The sequence below is a fragment of the Wolbachia endosymbiont of Onchocerca gibsoni genome, assembly GCF_029169405.1.
In the GTDB taxonomy this organism is placed as follows: domain Bacteria; phylum Pseudomonadota; class Alphaproteobacteria; order Rickettsiales; family Anaplasmataceae; genus Wolbachia.
Window position 1 is genome coordinate 322,683 of sequence record NZ_JABUMP010000001.1, and the last position, 22,183, is coordinate 344,865.

The following is a 22,183-nucleotide window of genomic DNA, read 5'->3' on the forward strand; positions in this document are numbered from 1 at the left end:
AATTTACAGCTGTTTTTTTGAGAATGTAATTAACTGCATCCACTTAAAACAAGGTAAAATAACAACTAAAAGTGTGAATGACAATAAAAAGTAGCAACTTAGATACCTAAAGTAGAGCTGGCGAAATAAAAACCATTAATAGCTAAATTTAATCTCACATCATAAAACATTAAAGATGTAAAATTACTTTGCCTAAGATAATTGAATTTTTTAGCCACTAGTTTTATCACTTTTCAAAAAATTTTTGCATTCTTGATCAAAGTTAACTAACAGTAAAAGACAATTAACCTGGTTAAAATTTTTCTGTTTTAAACATAAATACTCTTAATAATTGAATTTAAAACGAAACTTGCTGATGAGAAAGCAGAAAACTATACTGCTATGGGTAGATTATAATTAACACCATTGCTTATAAAAAATTTAATAGATAAGGAGAATAACAGAATCCTTCCTAAAAGGAAGGAAGTAAGCAGAATACTTGGAGCAAGTATATAACTATTAATTGACTGCTGCTTATTAAAGGCATTTACTTTTGCTCTTTCGTTGTCTAGATGTTTTGTAATTCCTTGTAATCATGATTGAATAATTTACCACATAACTCTTTTACTAAATTATTTTTTATCATGATCGTTTTCCAACGGTTTTATTATGAATTCTTTAAGAATAAGATTATTTGATAAAGTAATCTTAAATTTCTGCTCTGCTTCTTTATTGTTTTGATTTTTACCTGAATGATATCCTAACGATAATTTATGGTATTGTGTATTGAACTTTTCCTCAGTACTTCCAATACTAAACAATACTAGAGTTTGCTACATTCTCCTTCTGAATATCAAACATCAAAAATAATTACTTTAAAGTGCGATATTTATTCTTACTTAAACTCTTTTTATATAAGATAGTCTATACACTACACCTGTAAGTTTACTAGTTATAAATTCATATTTCTAGATTAATCAACTATTTCATTGATCTCTTTTTTTCTAAGTGGTCTTTAAGAATTGTTCTTATCATAAATTTTTCCTATAAGAACTATATTTTTCTCCAGAGGAAAGTTATATTGTAGCCATGGGCAATATAATCATAAAAAAATTTGGTGGGACTTCATTAACTGACTTAAATCGAGTTGCAAACTTAATAAAAAAAGATGTTGAGAAAGGTTGCAATGTAGTCGTTGTTGTTTCTGCTGTTGCAGGATTGACTGACCAAATGGTCTTTCAGGCTAGACAAATCTCAAATTTAAGCTGCAGAGGAGAACTATCAGAATATGATGTTCTACTTTCGGCAGGAGAACAGATTTCTTGTGGCCTATTAGCAATCACTCTTCAATCTATTGGAGTGAACGCTAAATCTTGGCTTGCTTGGCAGTTACCAATCATGACTGATGATTTTCATTCTGAGTCTAAAATAAAAACAATAAAGATCGATCTTTTGAAAAGATCTTTTGCTGAAGGTTACACTGTTGCAATTATTGCTGGTTTTCAGGGCATACATGGTAATAGAATCACTACTTTTGGCAGAGGAGGCTCTGATATATCAGCAGTTGCTCTCGCAGTAGCTTTTAATGTTAAGGTTTGTGAGATTTTTACTGATATCGATGGAATATATACAGCTAATCCAAAAATTGTTCCAAAGGCACATAAGCTTAAGTTTGTTTCTTACGATGAAATGTTGGAGATGTCGTTATCTGGTGCTAGAATACTGCATGATCGTTCAGTACAGCTTGCAATGAAACATAACATTAAAATACAAGTGCTATCTACTTTTAAAAAGGTAGAAGGGACTGTGGTACTGCATGAAAAAGATGTACTGGAGAGGTATACAATTACTGGAATAACTTGCAGTACTAATGAAGTCCTTGTGACTTTTGCTAATCTTGCAAGTACCTTACATATTTTAAAGGATATGGTAAAGACAAACATGAAAATTAATATGATACACGGGTTAGGTTTTGTGATTCCCGAGTTTGATATCGATTTAATGAAAGAATTACTGAGCAAAAATGAGAATCATGTTATAAACAGTAATATAGCTAGAATTTCAATAATTGGTATTGGTGTTATGTCTAATGCTGAAGTGATGCATCGTGTACTCAAGGTCTTGAGCGAAAAAAACATAGAAGTACTTGCTATCACAGCATCTGAAATCAAAATCAGTATAATCATTCAAAGAGAATGTGCTGAAGCCTTAGTTAAAGATTTATATACTGAGTTGATGTGTGGCACTAAATAGTGATCTTATATATTAGCGACTTCCTTTGTTAAAAAATTCAGAAAAATGTTGTATAATCTTTTTAATAGAGACTTTAGTAAAACTTACGTAAGCTTTAAAAGTAAAATAACCTTTAACAAGGAAGTATAGAATGTTTTAAATGGACTAGTTGAAATAAGAAATGAATCTATTAAAGAGCTAACAGAAAAATTGATATTAGGAGAAATTAAAAAATGGGAAAGATAGAATATTAATTGAGCGCACTGCTAAACTTCATATTTCAGGTGCAAAAAACAGTTGTTTTAATAGATACTAAATGAGATTAAAAGATATCAGATAGAACTCAAGAAGGTATAAGGTTAAGTCTCTAAAAAATGTTAGTAAAAGGGACTTACAAAGGCTCTCAAAAAAATATAGAAAGAACATTTAGGTCAGGGAAAAATAAAATGTTGTAGAGTCGTTATTTTAGATCTCCTAGAGGTAATGTTTGACTTTTCTAGTTTTAGTAGCTATAATATAAGGTCTTTCTATTTTTTAAGAAATAAATAACTTCAAATTCACTAACTTGACGTTGGTGTTTTAGTGCTCAGATAACTGAAACGCTGGCGTAGCTATACTTGATCTTACCCAGAAAAAGTAGAGAGAAAGTTTGCCTTTCGCTTCAAAAGCTAATCTGCCACGACTTCAACATGGCCATTTCTTTTTGTTGTCAGTTTTATCTTTGTTTGCTTTTAATCAGTTTCTAAAGTTGGATTTATAGCTGATCTTTGAATGATCCGGTATCTTGTAGATTTCTTTTTAGCTAGAATTTTAGTGACTTTAGCATTGATTCTTTTGGCTCTTTGAGCAATTTTTAATCATTAAATAGTAAAAATGCGTTCAACTTGACAACCAGATTTTACATTCATATTTTTTTAACGCTTGTCTTTTTATTTATAGCTCAGCACAGTTTAGGTATATCTAAATAATATAGTTTAACTTAATTCCACTTCAGTTAAATAATTTTAAAAAATATTTACGCCATTTTTAAAATCTTGCCGTTAGGAGTTCATGTAGTAAAACCTACAAATGGCTTTTCATGACTAACTTTTGAATATATTAACTTTAATGGCTAACTTATGAATCATTCAATATAATTTATTTTACACTTTTGAGTAGAACTGTTTTGTTATTTCTGAAGTCGAACTGCAATTGGCAGAAGCATTTGGCATAAATATCTGTAANTTTTAATAAAATCTATACTATGAAGCTTGCACTTCTTCAATCTTTTTAGTTAGTTCATTAAAATAATCTCCATCGAACTTGTTACCGCTCTTCAGTAGTTTGCTATCTAATGCGAACCTTTTGATGATGCACCTCTTCAAAACTTTTGTAGAACATACTCTAAATGTTTTTACTTTCTGAGAATTTACTTTATGACTAACATCTGAAATTGTATCTAAATTGCAAAATTGTGTAAGATAACTTTTACTATTAAAAGCACAGTTATTTCCATTTTAGAAATAACCGCTTTCTCCTATAGTTTACTGAGTTTGAATATATTTTTTGTATGTTCAGCAAAATAGCCTGAAGTTATATACCAAATAACTCTGAAATTTTTTTCTGCATGAGCTAAATATCTTACTTAATTAATACAAAAACATTGACTCTCACATTTTTGCTTGGAGTTATACATAACAATTTTACTTTCTAGTATTCTCTCAGTTATTTTTATACGTAATTTCTCATTTGTATGAAATTTATTTTTTAACTTTATTCACTATGATCTTAATATGACGTTTCCTTCCTGCGGATAGTTTAATGAATGACTGACTTTTGAAGTTTTCAGAATTTATCATATAGTTAATATCATTAATAGTATGATCATTAATTTTGCATCCATTGCCCTGTATTAAACGCTTTGCAGCACCTTTTGAAGGTTCAAGACTGGTGTTATTCAGTAGATCTACTAAGGATATGCCATTTACAACCTGTTCTTTTGTTATGGTGTATTCAGAAAGTAGTGAACTGTTTCCATTTTCAAAGGCAGAGACTGAAGCATATTGTGCAAGTTCTGCTTCTTTTTCACCATGGCATATTTTTACAGCTTCCGTTGCCAGAACTTTTTTTGCTTCGTTTATTTCCTTACCCTTCAAAGATTCTAATTTTTTAATCTCATCAATTGGTATATCAGTGAGCAATCTCAAAAAACGTCCTATATCTTGATCATCAACATTGCGAAAATATTGCCAATAGTCATAAGGTTTTAGCATATTATCATCAAGCCATACTGCTCCACTTTTTGTTTTGCCCATTTTTACTCCTTGAGAGTTTAGTAGAAGAGGAGTGGTAAGACCAAACAACTCAGGTAGGTTTAATTTTTTGCCAAGTTCAATTCCATTTACTATATTTCCCCACTGATCCGATCCCCCAATCTGGAGACGACAGTTATATTTTTTATTCAATTCAATAAAATCATAGGCTTGCAGTAGCATGTAATTAAACTCTGAAAAACTTAGATTTTGCTCTTTATCAAGCCTAATTCTTATACTGTCAAAATTTAGCATACGATTTACAGAAAAATATGCTCCTATATCACATAAAAAATCTATGTACTTTATGCTATCTAACCAATCTGCGTTATTTACGATCACTGCACCAGTCTTGCTGTCATTAAAAGACACCATTTTTTCTAATATCTTTCTTATGTCAGATGTATTTTGTTTAATGTTCTCTATGGATAAGATGCTTCTCTTCTTATCTTTAAAAGATGGATCGCCAATTTTTGTTGTGCCACCCCCAAGCAAAATTATCGGCTTATAATTAAATTTTTGTAAGTGACGCAGCATCATAACTTGAATTAGATGACCAACATGTAAACTAGGTGCTGTGCAATCAAACCCAATATATGCGACTATGTAATTATTCTGCGATAATAGCTGATCTAACCCTTCAATGTTTGTACATTGGTATAAATATCCTCTCTCTCGGATAAAATCTAAGAATTCTGATTTGTGCTCCATAATTTTCCTAGTGTACTATTCTTTATATGTGAACATTATTATTGGAGTCATTGATGATGGTGTCATCCCAATGTGTGATGCTAAAATCCAGTTTCTCATACAATTTTATCAAAAAAGTTGTATAGTATGTTCATCTATAACTAAGCTTTCTGTATTAAGTATCAAGGCGCTGAGGTAACAAACTCTCTTCTTGGGGAGTTAACCGCAAAGATACTATACTTATATAGTTGTATATTAACTACTTAGATGTTTAGTCAATTAATTCCATAACTCTTCTATTTTATAGTATTCTCTTACTTCTGGCTTGAATATATGAACCATTATATCTTGAAAATTCACAACTACCCAATTACCTTTATTCATACCTTCTACGTCTATTTTATCATGTGGTTTGAGACTTCTTATTATGTGCTCAGCTAATGCTTTAACGTGGTAGTTTGAGTTTCCAGATGCAATAATCATATATTTTGCAATAACGGTTTTATTTTGCACATTAAAAGTAGTTATATCATGACCTTTATTCTGACTTATGACACTTACAATTGTATTCTTTATTGATTCTGTATCACTGAGTATACTATTATTCATTATACTATTTGTCTGCCTCAAAATTATATATTTATCTACGATAATACACCAAAATTCCTAAAAATGAACTATTTTTGATGTAATAGTATATACAATACATATACTTTTATATACCTTATAAAGATAGTTTCTCTAACATTGTGTTTATTATAAGCTAGGCTCTTATTTATTTAATTGGCTTTTCAATAGTGATAAGCTTACTATGAAAGAACTGTGCAAGATTACTGATTCAGCTATATTATGTAATAACTCGTCTAATAACATTGAATTTGAGGTTGCTAAATTACTAAGTGTTGAAGTTTCTGATAACTTATGTTAAAATTTTTCTAACTGGAGAAGATATATTAGTGATACTGTTGAAATATCGTATAAAACCAAAGTACTATATATATATTTGTAAATGAGCTGATATATGGTGATTCCCCTATAGCTAGAAAATATACAGCTTAATAGTAGATTTGGGTAAAAATGGGTATAGAAATTTTTTCTGTAGTGTTATATCGCAGTAATAAAGGACTAATAAAGTGTGTTAAACTAAAAGATGAATATAAGGTAAATAAAATCACTGGTTCAGATTTTGCTATAAAAATGATTAAAGAAAAAAGGCTATTTATGCCTGAAGGTTAACTTAAAATTGATAATTCGAATTTGAGTGCAAGGGAAGTTTTAAAAAGAGTTATTAAAAAATTTAATAATATAACTAAATTAGTTAAGATTATAANAAATTATTTAATAAAGCATACTCGTGATTAAACAGAAAGATAGGTATCGTTCTTGTGTTGGTATAATGTTATTGAATAAACAAGGGCACGTTTTTGTTGGAAAACGCTTTGAAAGTGACTTTTACTGGCAGATGCCACAAGGAGGGATTGATAATGGTGAAGAGTTAGAGCAGGCAGCGTTGCGTGAGTTGCTAGAAGAGGTTGGTACTGATAAAGTAAAGATTGTAGCTAAAAATAAGGGTTGGATATATTATAATTTGCCTGAGAAATTCATACCAATTCGTTGGGATGGAAGATATTTCGGTCAGAAGCAAAAATGGTTTTTAATGAAATTTTATGGAGAGGATAAGGATATTAATATTAACACTGATCATTCAGAGTTTAAAGAGTGGTATTGGCAAAATGTGGATGATTTAGTAGCCAATGTTATACCTTTTAAAAAAGAAGTTTATAAAACTGTAATAGAAGAGTTTTCTTCTCAAATAAAAATCCCTATTATTGAGTAACATTTATATGCACTCGTGATAATAGATTCTCATTGTCATTTAATTTATTTCCCAGATAATGAAATACCAAAAGTGATTTCAAGAGCAAAGCAAAGTGATGTAAAAATTTTACATAACATATGTACCAGCATTGATGATATTCCTAAACTACTAAAAATTTCCTTATCCTACAATCAGGTTTACTCCTCTGTTGGTGTACATCCGCTTGATGCTACTGTAGAGAACGGCAAATTTATACATGTTGATGAATTAGTTGAATTTACTAAGAATCAAAAGGTAATTAGCATCGGTGAAACTGGGTTAGATTTTTATGGGCTTGATAATAAAAATAATCAGAGAAAAAGCTTTGCATCGCACATAGAGGCGGCAAGGATAACAGGGTTACCTTTAGTTATTCATACTAGAAATGCTGATTGTGAGATGATTGATATGTTAAAATCAGAAATGAAAATTGGTACTTTTAGTGGAGTAGTACACTGTTTTGCTTCCTCTAAGGAGCTTGCTTACCAAGCTATGGATTTGGGATTATACATTTCATTTTCTGGAATTATTACTTTTAAAAGTGCTAATTCACTCAGAGAAATTGCACGAAATGTGCTACGTGAACTTGTTTTAGTTGAAACTGATGCTCCATATTTGTCACCTGAGCCTTATAGAGGGAAAAAAAATGAACCAGCAATGATAAAATATACTATAAATTGTCTAGCGGAGTTATGGAATGAATCACCTAATAAAGTAGCAGAAATAACTACAAATAACTTTTCTAGACTGTTTGTGAAACTTAACCCTGAGAAGAAAAATCTATAAATTATTGATCTGCTTACGAAGCTAAAGATTTCATTAGTTCTTTTACTGCATTCACAGATTTATTGAACATTTCTTGTTCATTACTATTCATCTTAATTTCTAAGACTTTTTCGATCCCATTTTTTCCAATAATTATAGGAACACCAACGAATAAACCTTCTGCACCATATTCACCATTAAGATAGGCAGCACATGGTAATATACGTCTTCTATCTTTTAGATATGATTCTAGCATGCATATAACTGAAGATGCAGCAGAGTAATACGCGGATCCAGACTTAAGTAAATCGACTATTTCTTTGCCGCCATTGCGAGTACGTTTAACTATTTCATCAACTTTTTCCCGTGTAATGAGGCCCATATCGATAATTTGGGTAAGAGGAATACCAGCAACTGAAGCGCAATTGATTAGAGGTACCATGGTATCACCATGTCCTCCAAGCACAAAAGCAGATACATCCTCAATGGAAATATCTAGTTCTCTTGCAAGAAAATAACAAAAACGGGCAGAATCAAGCACTCCTGCCATTCCAACAATCATATTAGTTGAAACGCCTGAATACTTGTGCACCACTGAAACCATCGCATCTAAAGGGTTAGTAACCACTATTACAAATGCATTTGGAGAATATTTTTTAATGTTTTCACCAGCCTCTTTCATTACTTTAGCGTTAGGTTGGAGAAGATCATCTCTGTTCATTCCAGGTTTTCTTGCAACGCCAGCAGTTATTATAATCGCGTCGGAGTTTTTTATATCTTCGTACCTATTTGTACCGATAATGCTGACATTAATCCTGTCAATAGGAGATGACTCTGCAATATCTAGCGCTTTACCTTGTGGTACTCCATCACTAATATCAAATAGAACAACATTGGCAAGCTCTCTGAGTGCAATCATATGAGCAAGAGTTCCTCNAATATTTCCTGCACCGATTAGAGATATTTTTTTTCTTTGTGCTGTCATTTTCTATTCTTTTGTATCTGTTTTTGTGGCTTTGCCTTCCCAAGGAGATAAGCTATTAAGTATACGAAAATCTTGCGGTAAATCTATAGGATTATATACAACCTTTTTTGCTTCTATATCATACTTCACTTCTTCGTAACCAGTAAGAGGGAAATCTTTTAACATGGGGTGACCTTTAAATCCATAATCCGTTAGAATCCTACGCAAATCAGGATGATCAGAGAATTCTACTCCATACATATCGAACACTTCACGCTCAAACCAAGAAGCTGTGCTAAATATCTTTGCTATACTTGGAGGAGTATCACTCTCATCTAATTGAAGTTTTATATGTAATCTGATGTTGTATACGACACTAAGTAAGTTATATATTAATTCAAAACGCTTTTCTCTATCTGGATAGTCAACTCCGAAAATATCAATTAATAATTCAAACCTGCATTTTTCATCATCACGCAAGAAAAGCAAGTGATTCTCAATATTGTCTAAGGCTGAATATATTATAATAGTACCATCATCTTGTTGAATACATTTACATTTGGTCTTTTTTTGTATATATTTTGCAGTTTTATTCATTCTATATATTCTGGGTTTGTTTTATTTTGTTTTGTAGGCATAGCATTCCATATAGCAGCGCCTCAGCGGTTGGTGGGCATCCAGGAACGTATATATCAACTGGCACAATTTTATCACAACCACGAACCACTGAATAAGAGTAGTGATAATACCCACCACCATTTGCACAACTTCCCATAGAAATAACGTATTTTGGATCTGCCATTTGATCGTATACTTTGCGCAATGCTGCTGCCATTTTATTGGTTAACGTTCCAGCAACAATCATAACGTCCGCTTGTCTTGGACTTGCACGAAACATTATGCCGTATCTATCAAGATCGTAACGGCTAGATGCAGTGTGCATCATCTCCACTGCACAGCATGCAAGACCAAATGTCATCGGCCATAATGAACCAGATCTTGCCCAATTAATTACATAATCTACTAAATTACCAAATTTAGTAATAAGAAATCCTTCTTTTTTATAGGAACTATAATAGTCATTAGATAAAATTTGACTTTTCATAAACTTACTCCCATTCTAATACACCTTTACACCACTCATAGATAAAGCCTACAGTAAGAATTGAAAGAAATATCATCATAGACCAAAATCCACAATAACTTATTTTGGATAGGGAAACAGCCCAAGGGAAAAGAAAGATAACTTCTAAATCAAATATTATAAATAATATTGAAACTAAGTAAAATTTGATGTTAAAAATTTTTCTTGTTCTTGATAAAGGATTAAAACCACACTCATATGTAGAAAGCTTTTCACTATCCGGATTGCTTACGGCAAGAAATATAGGTAATACACCTAAGGCAAGGGATACTACCATTGATACACAAATAAAAATTACTATAGTTAAATATTCACTCATTTAACAAAACATATAGAAAAAAGCAATACTATAAATTTACATGCTTCCCTAGTCTCTTACCACCTAAAATATGTACATGAAAATGTGGCACAACTTGCTCTCCATTTTCACCGTAGTTAGTAACTAACCTGTATCCTGTTTTTTCTAAATTATATTTGTATGTTACCTTTCTTACAATTTTAAAGAACCCCACTATCTCCTCTGCAGAAGCTTTTAGTATGAAGTCATCGTATGAAATATATTGATTTTTTGGTACGACTAAAATATGAACTGGTGCATCAGGATACTTATCATAAAATGCTAATACACCTTCATCTTCATACACTTTCTCGCAAGGCAACTCACCCCTTAATATTTTGGCAAAAATATTATTGCTANCATAACCTTTGTTGTTCATATTTTAAGAACGGCCTTTTCCCTCTTTTTCCTTATTAAATATAAAAGATGGTTCTCTTATCTTACTAGAAGAAACACCTTCAAGGTTCGAAAGATTACTTTCAACTCTTTTAATTTCAAATTTTCTTGCTTGTTTTCCGATACTTTGTGGTAATTTTATAGGAAACATGCCTTCCTTCTTACCATAAGGAAAATTGTTAGGATCAGTGATATTAAAATCTATATTTGCAATAACTTCTAATGATTGTCGTGGTGACTTTTCTGTATAGCTTATAGCTTTTGATAACCATTTATTACTTTTTTGATATAACATTTCCCCAATACCATATAGCAATTTCCTGTCTGTGTGAGTTACAAACTCCCCACCAGCGACTCTTGCTATGCCTTTGAGAGTACGATCAGCTTCATCGTAGATTTTATTAATAACAAGCTGTTTTACTTCCTCTTGGCTCTTTTCCCTGTGTTTAGAATTACTTCTAATACTGCTGATGATTTTCTCAACATCGACTGTAATCATAATTCTATTGTTTTCTTTATCCATATGCACGCTTGAGTACCTACTATTTAGCTCTTCTATTTTATCTAGCTGTTTTTCAGTTAAACAGGATATATCTCCAGTCAAAGTCCTTGAAGCAAGAAAAATTACTAACCCTTTCCCTTGTTTTATTACTTGTACACCAAGGTTCTTACTAGCTTCCGTTGTTCCTATAGGCGGGTTATATTTCTTTTCTTCTTTAGGTACATTTACACCAGCAGTTTTCTTTAATGAAACTTTAGCATCATGTTGCATTTCATTTATTGAGGCACTTGGCTTCTTCATAGGGTAAATAAGCACTTTAAGCGGAAGAATAGACATGTTTTTTATAATTTTTATTGCTTTTTTAACTAACTTGCCTACTTTATTCCAGATTGATTCTACCATATATACTCCTAAGGCATTTTTCACAACTAAATGTTATAACACACTTTAACTATAGATAAAAACACTTAAACTCCTATTATTTAGAGTAAGGTGAAATTATAGAGATTGCAATCATTATTTATATACATGCTAAAAATATTTAGCGTCTTAGCTACTTTTATTATTTAATTTACTTTTAACGTAAAATTATGTTCAAGTGGAATGCAAGCAATATTATCGATGCTACTAATGGAAGAGAGGAGAGTAGTTGTAATTGGATGCATAGCTCAAATATTTCAACAGACACAAGAAGTATAAAAAAAGGTGATATATTTATTGCTCTCAAGGGGAAAAATTTTGATGGACACGATTTTCTACATGATGCCTTTTTAAAAGGAGCAACAGTTGCAATAGTAAGCGAGAATAAATATGAGAATTTTCCTTTGATTATTGTGCAAGATACCTTTAAAGCTTTGCACGACATGGCATCGTATTACGTTAGAAACGTTCTTGCTAATGCTAAGATTATTGCAATTACAGGCAGTATTGGGAAAACTACTACAAAGGACATGTTACATATCGTTCTATCGCAATATGGAGTATCTTATGTAACAGAAGGTAATTTAAACAATAATATAGGACTACCCCTAACAGTTCTAAGAGCTCCAGAAAATTGCCAGTACTTAATTCTTGAAATGGGAATGAATAAAGTTGGTGAAATAAAGAAGTTATCGGAGATTAGTAATCCTGATATTGCAATTATTACTAATGTGGAACCTGCGCATGTTGAGAATTTTTCGTCGCTATTTGATATTGCTCAAGCAAAATTGGAAGTTTTACATGGTATGAAAACTAAAGGCACTTTAGTTTTGAACAAAGATAATAAATATTATGATTATCTTTTATCACATGCTAATAGAAATATAGTAAGCTTCGGTAAAGATAAAAATGCTACAGTTTGTTTATTAGATATAATAGAAAATAATGAATCTTCTGTCTTCATTCCAGCGCCTAGATACTGGAATATAGGAAGTCCAATCGTAAACGAGTGTATTAGACGGTCATATAATAAATCAGAGTTGTGCGCTGGAAATCTAGATGTTCATGGATTAGTTTTAAAAATTAGACTTAATAACGATCAAATTATAAACTGTAATTTATGCTTGAGAGGTGAACATTTTGCATATTCTGCATTGGCTGTTATAGTAGTTGTACAAGTTCTTGGACTTGATTTATCAAAATTACTACTTGCACTTGAGAATTTTAGTGTAACCAAAGGTAGAGGCAGTGTTCATAAAGCTAAATATAATGAAAAGTATGTATATTTAATTGATGATTCCTATAACGCTAGTCCTACTTCAATGGAAGCTGCGATAAGAACTTTAGGTACATATTCTAGTCAAAGGAAAGTGGCACTGCTTGGTGATATGCTAGAACTTGGTAGTGAGAGCGTAATATTTCACAAGAATTTGCTTAAGTCTATTGTAGAATATAGCGTGGATAAAGTTTATACGGTTGGCAAATTTATGTTAGAATTGAATAAGCTTCTACCAGGAAACATAAGAGGTATGCATTTCAATAATTCTAATCACTTGAAAAGTGATTTAGCTAGTATTATTCAGGATAATGATGTAATTCTAATTAAAGGTTCGCGGGGAGTAGAAATGAATCTTGTAGTACAAGAATTTGTAATAGAATATTAAAAAAACTGTTGTATTAATTCAAGGTTAGGGTGTTAGAAGTTTCAATTGTGATAAAACGTATAGTTACTTTCGGTAAAACAAGACGTATGGAAAAATATGTCATAAAAGCTTGGTAGCGGTCAGGTATATAATAGGAATATTTATCCGTAGTCAGAGAAAACTGCTTACCTGAAACTGTGTAAAAATTTAGGTTAAACATCAACACCTAAAGGCGACTTTTTTGATAAAAAATTAGTTTCAGAAGGTATGAAAGAATGTGACACAGTCACGAACTTAGTGAGTATTATATAAAACAAAAAAGCATGATTTTCTATAAATTTTTCTGCTATGGGATAAAGGATGATAAGTTTCGAAAACATAATAAAAACAGACTAGAAGATGAAAAAAGCTATAATTTCAGCATTTCTAGAAGCAATAATAACTAAATTAGGTTTTAAATAAATTTTTGCAAAATTAACTACTTATTGTAGCCCATCTACCGTTAATTACCAGTGAATTAAATTTTAACCGAGATATGTATGTATAATTGACTTTGCTGAGGTGGTATATAATGTTATTAGCTTTAATAAACAAGATAAAAAATCTATAATATAAATTAACTGAAGATTTATTTCTTAAAAATTTATTCTTAATATTATTAATAGAAAATACTTATTAGTCAATGCATTTTTCCTGATGATGAAGCTAATAGCTTTCCTCTTGGAGAAGAAACCCATTTCTCTGTTGCTAAAAACCTATAATCCGTGATACAAGCCTTATACTTACTTAGCATCAAGTAAAGGTTATGATAAATAGCTCAATTGGAAAGTCAACTGACCCTTGAGAATAATAAAAACCATTCATTACTAATTGAAAATATAGCACAGAATACTTGGAGATCTATAGAAAGCATTGATGCAAAGAATGCGCCCAGTAGGATTTGAACCTACGACCCACAGCTTAGAAGGCTGTTGCTCTATCCAGCTGAGCTATGGGCGCACACTATATAATAAGTAGCTTCTTAACATGTATGGAGTCAAGGTGTTTTGTGTAAACATGGCGTTTGAATGAATTTCTAAAAGACCTTATCACTATAATATGTGATATTAACTTTTTTAGAGTCCATTAATCAAGAACTGATGACAGAGTTTTAAAAATAAGTTATTTTTTATTTTTTAGTAAACGGAGCATGAGTATCAAAATTGCACCTTCTATACTTTCAGCAGACTTTGCAAAATTAGGAGAAGAGATAAAAAAAATCAACAGCTTAGGTGTAGATTATATCCACATAGACGTTATGGATGGAAATTTTGTTCCAAATATTACAATTGGTCCAAGTGTTATTTCTGCAATACGTAAATATACCAGTCTTCTTTTTGACGTGCACCTGATGATTAAATCTCCGAGTAAACATATTGAAAGCTTTATAAATGCTGGTGCTGATATTATTACTGTACATGCAGAAGCAGAAATACATCTTGAGAAACTGATAGGAAAAATAAAGTCATATAAAAATACAAATGGTAGAAAAAAAACAGTTCAAGTTGGAGTTTCAATCGTTCCTTCAACTCCTCCTAGTGTTCTTGAGTACATAATACATGAGCTGGATGTTGTGCTAGTTATGACAGTCAATCCTGGGTTTGCTGGACAGAAATTTATTTATTCACAACTGAGCAAGATATCTACTGTAAAAAAAATGATACAAGAGCGTGATCTCAAAACGCAAATTTCAGTAGACGGTGGAGTGAACCTCTTAAACGCAGCTGATATAGTAAAGGCAGGTGCAGATATCTTAGTTACTGGATCAGCAATATTTAGGACTGAAAATATGAGAAAGACTGTAAATGACTTTAAAAACCTGTTATTGTAGCATAGTTGCGAAAACTTTTACCTAACAGTAAACTAATTACTAATAAAATAACAGAAAAAATCATATTTTTAATAGAAGCTAGGTGAAGAGTCATCATTACCGAATTGCGTTCTGTTATTTCTATTACCAAATCCAGAACGAGAGCGGATAGGTCGTTTACGGTATCCAGATTTTTTGTTAAATGGAGTATTATGATAGCCTCTCTCATTTGAACCATTCTTTTTATCTTCATTATAAAGTTCACCTTCAAAAAACTCACCTGTTTCTTGATCAACACGACGTCTTGACAATTTTGGACATCCACCTTTTTCAAAGTCAATTACTAATGCTCTGAAAATATCACCGTGTTTAAGTATATCTCCAATAGATTCTATATGTTGATTTGCCACTTCACTTATATGCATTTTACCTTTCCTTCCATTGAGAAGTTCAAGCTCTACAATAGACTTGTCTATTTTTATGACTTTGGCATCAACTATGGTACCTTGCTCTAGTTCTGTTATTGAATCAATTAGCATGTTTTTTGCAATTTTAGCTTCATTGCTACTCATAGCAAACACAGAAACTTTGCCATCATCTCCTATTTCAACTTTTGCATTACTTTTTTCACACACATTTCGTATATTTTTTCCTTTAGCACCAATAGCTAAAGAAATTTTATCTTTATCTATATAAAATGATGTCATTCTTGGTGCATGACTTTTCACGTCATCACTATGTTCTGAAATCACTGCATTCATTTTTTCTAAGATATGTAACCTTCCAGCTTTTGCTTGTTCTAGAGACTTTTCAATGATTTCAAAGCTTATACCAGAAATTTTCATGTCCATTTGCAGTGCCGTAATTCCTTCACTAGTTCCTGCTACTTTAAAATCCATGTCACCAAGACAATCTTCATCGCCTAATATGTCAGAAAGTATTATATACTCGTTTCTGTCTTTAATGAGGCCCATAGCAATTCCAGCAACGGGAGCCTTTATTGGTACACCTGTATCCATCAAAGCAAGAGAAGTTCCACAAACTGTTGCCATGGAAGAAGAACCATCTGATTCCATAACTTCGGACACTACTCTTATTGTATAAGGGAATTCAGATTTATCAGGTAAGACAGGATGAATTGCTTTCCAAGCAAGTTTACCATGACCAATTTCTCTCCTTCCTGGAGCACGTGTAGCAAAGGTCTCCCCAACAGCAAATGAAGGAAAATTGTAATGCAACATGAAATGTTCACGCCTATCACCTTCGATATCATCTACAATTTGTTCATCCTGTGTAGTACCAAGAGCAGTAACAACAAGCACCTGAGTGTTACCTCTTGTAAATAAAGCAGAACCATGGGTTCTAGATAAAATATCAACTTCAACTTCTATTTGTCGTATTTCGTCGTGTTTACGGCCATCTATTCTTGTTCTTTTCTTTTTAATTATCTCACGTACTAAAGATCTTTCAAAGCTTTTTATTGCATGCATAACCAGTCTCTCATCCTTTCCAGCTTCCTTTAAAGTACTTAATATATCACTTCTGAGCACCTCTAAAATTTGAGCTCGCTCTTGTTTTGCTGTTTGTGAATATGCTTTTTTAAAATCTTCACTGTACTTTTCAAGATCTTGTGTTATATCTGATATATCAACAGAGGTGAACTTTTTGGGTTTACTATCAACTGTGTTAGCAAACTCCTTTATAAGCTTAATAACAGGTTGAAGGTGTTCGTGACCAAATTTTATTGCACTTAGAACATTTTCTTCAGAGAGCTCCTTTACTTCTGACTCGACCATTAAAATTGAACGTTCGTCACCAGATAAAAACAGATCTAAGTTGCTTATTTTCATCTTTTGGACAGACGGATTAAGTATATAGTTGTTATTTTCATCACAACCAATCAAAGCTCCAGCTATAATAAAGTGGAAAGGAATACCAGAAATTGCAAGGGCTGCAACAGTACCAATCAATGCTGGTACCTCAGGAGGGTTAATGTTATCATAAGTTAACAAATTACATACTACACTGATTTCATCATGAAAACCTTCTGGAAATAGTGGTCTTATACTTCTATCTACTACTCTTGAAATTAAAGTTTCTCTGTCAGATGGCTTACCTTCTCTTTTTAAAAAACCACCTGGGATTCTACCTATGGCATAGCTTTTTGCGATAAATTGTACGTTTAGAGGTAAAAAATCAACATTTTCTTCTTTCTTTTTGCGCACGACGGTTACTAAAATACAAGTATCACCATAATTCACAACTACTGAACTATTAGCTTGACGTGCTATTTTTCCTGTTTCCAAAGATAAGGTACGGTTACCCCACTCTATTGACTTTCTTATAATTTTAAACATACTAAATTCCTCAATTATTTTCTAATGCCTAACTTCTCTATCAACTCCTGGTAGGTTTTATCACCAAACTTACGCTTTATATAATTTAAGTGCTTGCGTCTTCTACCTATTAATATAAGTAAACCACGCTTGGAGTGATGGTCATGCTTGTGCACTTTAAAATGTTCAGTCAAGTTGCTGATCCTTTCGGTTAAGATTGCACATTGTACAAAAGACGAACCTGTATCATTTTCCTTAATTGAATATACATTTATTAAATTCCTTTTCTTTTCAGATGTTATTGACATCCAAACCTCATTTTAAATGTTAAAAAGACGAATAGGCTTTACATAACCATACGCAAAACTACAAATTGCAATAGGAATATTACCCATTACCACACAAAAGGTATCATAATTCTTTAACTTGAGCAAATTATTTAATACGATTACTTGACCTTTTCTAATTTTGCTTGCTTCTTCTGTAGAAATTTCAACCTTGAACATTGACTCTAGGATTGATCCGATAGGGATAACTTTATCTTTTTTGGTTAATTGTTCAATTATCATTGACTCAGCTTCTCTAAAATTACCTACCATAGTCCTTCTTAATTTTGTAATATGTCCAAAGCAATTTAATGCAATCCCAAGATCTCTTGCAATTGATCTTACATATACACCACTACCACACATCATAGAAAAATCAGCACTATTATTTGTAGTGTTAACAGAAATTAATTTCAGTTCATATATTTGCACTAAGCGAGGCCTTATATTTGCTTTTTGTCCGCTTCTCGCTAATTTATACGCCCTTGTTCCATTGATTTTTACTGCTGAAAATTGAGGAGGAGTCTGTGCTATCTTACCAACAAAGTTCTTGATAGCGTGATTTATTTGATCATATTTAGGTTCCATATTGCTGGTTTTAGTAATATCACCATCCGCATCGTCTGTAGTTCTTTGTTCACCCCACTTTACTGTGAAGTCGTATGCTTTTAAAGCATAAAATAAATACGGTATAGTTTTTGTTGCCTCGCCAAGGGCAATTGGTAATACACCTGAAGCTAAAGGGTCAAGCGTTCCTAAATGACCAGCTTTTTTAATTCCAAATATCCTTTTAACTTGTGCTACTGCTTGCGCAGAGCTAATTCCCATTGGTTTATCAAAATTTAGCCAGCCATGTATCATACACTAATTGTACATAATTGAATCTCGGTCAGTAATACTAATAATAGTTTAGGAAGAAGATTAAGGATGGTTATCATTAAACTATTATAAATAAAGCTTGACTAACATGTGTCGTTAGTATAAAATTAACTTTTATTAACTTTAATTAGAGGGAGTTATTATGACTACAAAACCAAGCGTATGGAAATGGAAAAACACTGTATCTGTAACAAAAACAAGCATCGAAGGTGTAATTGTAGTTACATCTTTAGCAGCGGCAATAACAACAGTATTAGTTGCTACTAATGTAATTGCTGGACCTGCATTTTTAGCATCTGTTTCCAACCCTGTTGGAATTGCAGCTTTATTTATCATTGCTGCATATTTTACTGTAAAAACTATTTCTTCGTATCAGCAAATGTATGCAATGGAGGGAGTTCAAGGTAAAGCTGGTAAAGATGGTAAGGATGCAAACTTTGCTGTTCTTATTGGCGATTCAGTAAAGAGTGGTGAAATTGTTGAAAAAAAGGTTCAAGAAGCAGATGGTAGATACACTCAGCAGTTATTTCTGGTACTTCCAATTAATGACTATAAAGCATTAGCAGGAGATGATAAAAAAGCAGTTCATGTATTGTTAGCGGGTAAAAAGGTTGAAGTTGAACTTGCACATGTAGATCCTAAAGATGATGCTAGTGAGTATAAAGTGAAAGTAGCTAAGGTAGGTGGTAAAGATCAACTTGCTGATATGAAAACAGAGTTAGGTATGAGTAATTCTAATTTACTAAGAGTTGCAGTAAGTAATCAAGATCTGAAAGCTTTAAAAGCTAATGTATCAGCTAAGCTAGCAGATATTGCGATAGAGGCAGCTATAGAAAGAGCTGGGAAAATAGCTTAATTAAGGTCAGGAAGTGAAGAGGCAAAGATGCTGTCTCTTCACTTTTTGTTTTAAAATAAAAACTCACAATAATTTACCTCAAATTTAAACTATGTTCTTATCAAAATCTATTTCTCTGTTTTTTAGAAAGGCATTATCTAACGTCCTTCTATGATATTACTTCGGTGCTCCTCTACGATGTAATCTAAATGCCCAGATACTTGAGATTCAGGAAAGTTTACTGGCTTACAAGCAAGCTGATTTTGGTAGGTATAAAAGGTAGCTGATCTTATATTAAGATACAAAACGTTTTTGATAATTATGAAAAGCTAAATTTCATTGTCACACGCTGGAATGACACCGTTTAGTGTAAAAGCAGATGTTCATGCATAAATTGCTTTAGCTATAAATATTTGAGAAGTTTACTAAATAAAAAAGGCAAAAACCTCTGTGAGGTGAATAGTTGTTTACTATCTAACTCTGCAATTTAGTGTTTTATGATGTTTTGACTGTTTTACAGTTTACATAAGTAAAATTTTTATTAAGACATAAGATGTATATAGTATAAAAACTAAACATAAAACGCAAATTACGTGATATTTTATCGTTTTAATCTTTACAGATTTAAGATAACTGGATGCTTTATTATTAGAGATGAAAGCTGGCAAAATTTATCAAGTAATTTTTTTTATTTCTATCAGTTACTTGTACATATTTAAGGTGTTCTTCTTGTAAATATCGTACCAACAATCTACTATTTTTTTTATGTCTTGTGGCTTATTTTGCGGACCTATGCTGATCCTAACTGAACAGTTTGCTTGCTCTTTTGTTGCTCCCATTGCAAGTAACACATAAGAAGGCTCAATTTTTCCAGAAGAGCATGCAGAGCCATTACTAACCGCAATGTTATTTAAATCAAAATGCATGAGCTGTACATCACTCTTCACTCCTGGCATATAAACGAAACTTGTATTTGGCAGTCTTTTAGAGTTTTTACCAAAGATTTTGATGCTACTAACGAGATTCAATAACTTACTTTCTAATTGATCACGTAGTTTCTTAATTTCATTCATTTTTGATAGAAGATCTGGAACACTTTGCAATGCAGCAGAAAGACCTGCAATTGCGACAACGTTTTCTGTACCACCACGCAATCCTTTTTCTTGCCCACCACCTACTATTATAGGTTCTATCGTAAGATTTTTATTGAATACTAGAACCCCACTACCTGCTATACCACCAAATTTATGAGCAGATAAAGTGAGTGAATCTACTCCTAAATTTTCCATATTAACTTTAATTTTTCCAACACTTTGAGCAGCATCAGTGTGACAAATTGCTCCAAATTTATGAGCTATTTCAGCTATTTCCCTAATAGGTTGAACAACTCCAGTTTCATTATTAGCCATCATAACTGAAACTATTACTTTATTTCCCTTAAGTTTGCTTAGGATTTTTTCTAGCTCCAAAAGATCAATGATACCTTCTTGATTAACTGGTATTATGTGTGGGTTATGTGCAGAATTAAGAATTGAAGGATGCTCTATAGCTGAGACTACATACTGAAAGCCTGTTACTCCTCGCATGACAAGGTTGTTTGCTTCAGTTGCGCCAGATGTAAAAACTATTTCCTTGTCGCTTGAAACATCAATAATACCACACACGGCATCTCTTGCGTCCTGAAGAATTTTTCTTGTTTCTTGTCCTTTTCTATGTAATGAAGAAGGATTCAGAATCTGTTTTGACAAGACTTCAAGTATACTTTTTCTCACACCATCACTAATCGGAGAAGTCGCATTATAGTCAGCATATATATAATTACTATTTTCTAAAAAAAATGAACTTAAAGGTTTATTTATCACTGAATTATAAAGACTTCTTTTTATCATTAAAATTATACATATTTGCTTTAACATAATAAAAGCTTGTTGCAAAAATAGTAAGATTAATACATAATTAATATATTTATTAAATAGGTTTTTATTAGGAGTAAAAGTGGTAGAGGTTTTTTTGAATAATGCAACAAAAAAGATAGAAGGTGAGTATTACCAGAGCAAAAACGCCAATGCACCAGTTGTATTAATTTTACATCATCATCCCCAATATGGGGGAAATATGGATAATAAAATGATACATGGCATATATACATCTTTTATTGGTAACAATTTTTCTGCATTGAAAATTAACTTTCGTGGTGTCGGAAAGTCCACTGGAACTTTTGATAAAGGAATAGGAGAATTAACTGACGCTGCAGTAGCGATTGATTGGCTTCAAGAACATAATCCTAGCAATGTTCCAATCTGGGTTGCTGGGTTTTCTTTTGGAGCATGGGTAGCNATGCAGCTGACGATGCGCCGACCTGAAATAGTAGGTTTCATTGCTCTTTCTCTTCCAGCGACTAAATATGATTTCTCTTTTCTTTCCCCCTGTCCAGTTCCTGGACTCATAGTACAAAGCAGCAACGATACAATTTCAGAAGAAAGTGATGTAACGGAACTAACAAAAAGATTGATGAGCTCAGTAAAAAGTGACCATATGGAGTACCACGTAATAGATAATACTAATCATTTCTTAAGAGATAAAGAAGAGGAGGTGGTTCAAATCATAGATGATTATATAAAACTACGCTTAAATAGTGCGGCTATTTCTCTCCAAAAAGTAAGAAAAGAGGTAAAAATAAAAGAGTGTATCTAATCTTTACAAATGAGGAAAATAAGTGTAGTAATATAAGCAAGGA

General features: G+C 32.1%; 20 protein-coding genes, 1 tRNA gene and 1 pseudogene. 8 read left to right on the forward strand and 14 right to left on the reverse strand.

Annotated features, from left to right (window positions below; translation table 11 throughout):
* Positions 1 to 1,068 precede the first annotated feature (1,068 nt).
* Positions 1,069 to 2,232 (forward strand): aspartate kinase, encoded by a 1,164-nt coding sequence (locus tag HSX44_RS01230; RefSeq protein ID WP_275601961.1) that lies wholly within the window; start codon positions 1,069 to 1,071, stop codon positions 2,230 to 2,232.
* A 1,220-nt stretch (positions 2,233 to 3,452) separates the two neighbouring features.
* On the opposite strand, the pseudogene rhuM reads toward HSX44_RS01230, so the two are convergent.
* The 3 genes and pseudogenes from rhuM to rsfS form a co-directional block, all read right to left on the reverse strand.
* Positions 3,453 to 3,671 (reverse strand): annotated as a pseudogene (gene rhuM, locus HSX44_RS03980) (RhuM family protein); the annotation flags it as partial.
* A 279-nt stretch (positions 3,672 to 3,950) separates the two neighbouring features.
* Positions 3,951 to 5,213 (reverse strand): tyrosine--tRNA ligase, encoded by a 1,263-nt coding sequence (gene tyrS / locus HSX44_RS01235; RefSeq protein ID WP_275601962.1) that lies wholly within the window; start codon positions 5,211 to 5,213, stop codon positions 3,951 to 3,953.
* Between the two features lie 258 nt (positions 5,214 to 5,471).
* Entirely contained in the window at positions 5,472 to 5,789 is a 318-nt protein-coding gene (gene rsfS / locus HSX44_RS01240; RefSeq protein WP_275602402.1) for a ribosome silencing factor, read from the reverse strand.
* A 480-nt stretch (positions 5,790 to 6,269) separates the two neighbouring features.
* Between rsfS and HSX44_RS01245 the strand changes: the two genes are divergently transcribed.
* From HSX44_RS01245 to HSX44_RS01255, 3 genes are all read left to right on the forward strand, one after another.
* Complete coding sequence (locus tag HSX44_RS01245; RefSeq protein WP_275601963.1) at positions 6,270 to 6,428, forward strand: hypothetical protein; 159 nt, start codon at positions 6,270 to 6,272, stop codon at positions 6,426 to 6,428.
* A gap of 118 nt (positions 6,429 to 6,546) precedes the next feature.
* Positions 6,547 to 7,029, forward strand: coding sequence for an RNA pyrophosphohydrolase (locus HSX44_RS01250; RefSeq protein WP_275601964.1), 483 nt, complete (start codon positions 6,547 to 6,549; stop codon positions 7,027 to 7,029).
* 15 nt (positions 7,030 to 7,044) lie between these two features.
* On the forward strand, positions 7,045 to 7,836 hold the full coding sequence (locus tag HSX44_RS01255; RefSeq protein ID WP_275601965.1) for a TatD family hydrolase: 792 nt from the start codon (positions 7,045 to 7,047) through the stop codon (positions 7,834 to 7,836).
* 13 nt (positions 7,837 to 7,849) lie between these two features.
* Here the strand turns inward: HSX44_RS01255 and mdh are convergent, their stop codons facing one another.
* The 6 genes from mdh to HSX44_RS01285 form a co-directional block, all read right to left on the reverse strand.
* Positions 7,850 to 8,800, reverse strand: coding sequence for a malate dehydrogenase (gene mdh, locus HSX44_RS01260; RefSeq protein WP_275601966.1), 951 nt, complete (start codon positions 8,798 to 8,800; stop codon positions 7,850 to 7,852).
* Between the two features lie 3 nt (positions 8,801 to 8,803).
* Positions 8,804 to 9,376 carry an NADH-quinone oxidoreductase subunit C gene (locus HSX44_RS01265; RefSeq protein ID WP_275601967.1) on the reverse strand — a complete coding sequence of 191 codons (573 nt, stop codon included), beginning with the start codon at positions 9,374 to 9,376 and terminating at the stop codon, positions 8,804 to 8,806.
* 1 nt (position 9,377) lies between these two features.
* A complete protein-coding gene (locus HSX44_RS01270) occupies positions 9,378 to 9,884 on the reverse strand; it encodes a NuoB/complex I 20 kDa subunit family protein (RefSeq protein WP_275601968.1) in 507 nt (168 codons plus the stop codon).
* A 4-nt stretch (positions 9,885 to 9,888) separates the two neighbouring features.
* On the reverse strand, positions 9,889 to 10,242 hold the full coding sequence (gene ndhC / locus HSX44_RS01275; RefSeq protein WP_014869121.1) for an NADH-quinone oxidoreductase subunit A: 354 nt from the start codon (positions 10,240 to 10,242) through the stop codon (positions 9,889 to 9,891).
* A 28-nt stretch (positions 10,243 to 10,270) separates the two neighbouring features.
* On the reverse strand, positions 10,271 to 10,639 hold the full coding sequence (locus tag HSX44_RS01280; protein WP_275601969.1) for an HIT domain-containing protein: 369 nt from the start codon (positions 10,637 to 10,639) through the stop codon (positions 10,271 to 10,273).
* A gap of 3 nt (positions 10,640 to 10,642) precedes the next feature.
* Positions 10,643 to 11,560, reverse strand: a complete 918-nt coding sequence (locus HSX44_RS01285) for a hypothetical protein (protein WP_275601970.1) — start codon at positions 11,558 to 11,560, stop codon at positions 10,643 to 10,645.
* 188 nt (positions 11,561 to 11,748) lie between these two features.
* Here HSX44_RS01285 and HSX44_RS01290 point away from each other — a divergent pair, with 188 nt between their 5' ends.
* Positions 11,749 to 13,242 (forward strand): UDP-N-acetylmuramoyl-tripeptide--D-alanyl-D-alanine ligase, encoded by a 1,494-nt coding sequence (locus tag HSX44_RS01290; RefSeq protein ID WP_275601971.1) that lies wholly within the window; start codon positions 11,749 to 11,751, stop codon positions 13,240 to 13,242.
* Between the two features lie 904 nt (positions 13,243 to 14,146).
* Here HSX44_RS01290 and HSX44_RS01295 read toward each other — a convergent pair.
* Positions 14,147 to 14,220: transfer RNA gene (locus tag HSX44_RS01295), tRNA-Arg, on the reverse strand.
* Between the two features lie 190 nt (positions 14,221 to 14,410).
* Between HSX44_RS01295 and rpe the strand changes: the two genes are divergently transcribed.
* Positions 14,411 to 15,091: a ribulose-phosphate 3-epimerase gene (gene rpe / locus HSX44_RS01300; protein ID WP_275601972.1), complete on the forward strand. Its 681-nt coding sequence runs from the start codon at positions 14,411 to 14,413 to the stop codon at positions 15,089 to 15,091.
* A gap of 68 nt (positions 15,092 to 15,159) precedes the next feature.
* Here rpe and pnp read toward each other — a convergent pair whose 3' ends face one another.
* The 3 genes from pnp to truB are packed head-to-tail and all read right to left on the reverse strand — an operon-like array spanning position 15,160 to position 18,590.
* Entirely contained in the window at positions 15,160 to 17,427 is a 2,268-nt protein-coding gene (gene pnp, locus HSX44_RS01305) for a polyribonucleotide nucleotidyltransferase (protein WP_275601973.1), read from the reverse strand.
* A gap of 14 nt (positions 17,428 to 17,441) precedes the next feature.
* Positions 17,442 to 17,714: a 30S ribosomal protein S15 gene (gene rpsO / locus HSX44_RS01310; RefSeq protein ID WP_014869127.1), complete on the reverse strand. Its 273-nt coding sequence runs from the start codon at positions 17,712 to 17,714 to the stop codon at positions 17,442 to 17,444.
* 12 nt (positions 17,715 to 17,726) lie between these two features.
* Positions 17,727 to 18,590 (reverse strand): tRNA pseudouridine(55) synthase TruB, encoded by an 864-nt coding sequence (gene truB, locus HSX44_RS01315; RefSeq protein ID WP_275602403.1) that lies wholly within the window; start codon positions 18,588 to 18,590, stop codon positions 17,727 to 17,729.
* Positions 18,591 to 18,753: 163 nt separating this feature from the next.
* Here truB and HSX44_RS01320 point away from each other — a divergent pair, with 163 nt between their 5' ends.
* Positions 18,754 to 19,467 carry a hypothetical protein gene (locus tag HSX44_RS01320; protein WP_275601974.1) on the forward strand — a complete coding sequence of 238 codons (714 nt, stop codon included), beginning with the start codon at positions 18,754 to 18,756 and terminating at the stop codon, positions 19,465 to 19,467.
* Between the two features lie 680 nt (positions 19,468 to 20,147).
* On the opposite strand, the gene HSX44_RS01325 is transcribed toward HSX44_RS01320, so the two are convergent.
* Positions 20,148 to 21,308, reverse strand: a complete 1,161-nt coding sequence (locus HSX44_RS01325; RefSeq protein WP_338063363.1) for a cysteine desulfurase family protein — start codon at positions 21,306 to 21,308, stop codon at positions 20,148 to 20,150.
* 133 nt (positions 21,309 to 21,441) lie between these two features.
* Here HSX44_RS01325 and HSX44_RS01330 point away from each other — a divergent pair, with 133 nt between their 5' ends.
* On the forward strand, positions 21,442 to 22,140 hold the full coding sequence (locus HSX44_RS01330) for an alpha/beta hydrolase (RefSeq protein ID WP_275601976.1): 699 nt from the start codon (positions 21,442 to 21,444) through the stop codon (positions 22,138 to 22,140).
* The last annotated feature ends 43 nt before the right edge of the window (positions 22,141 to 22,183 follow it).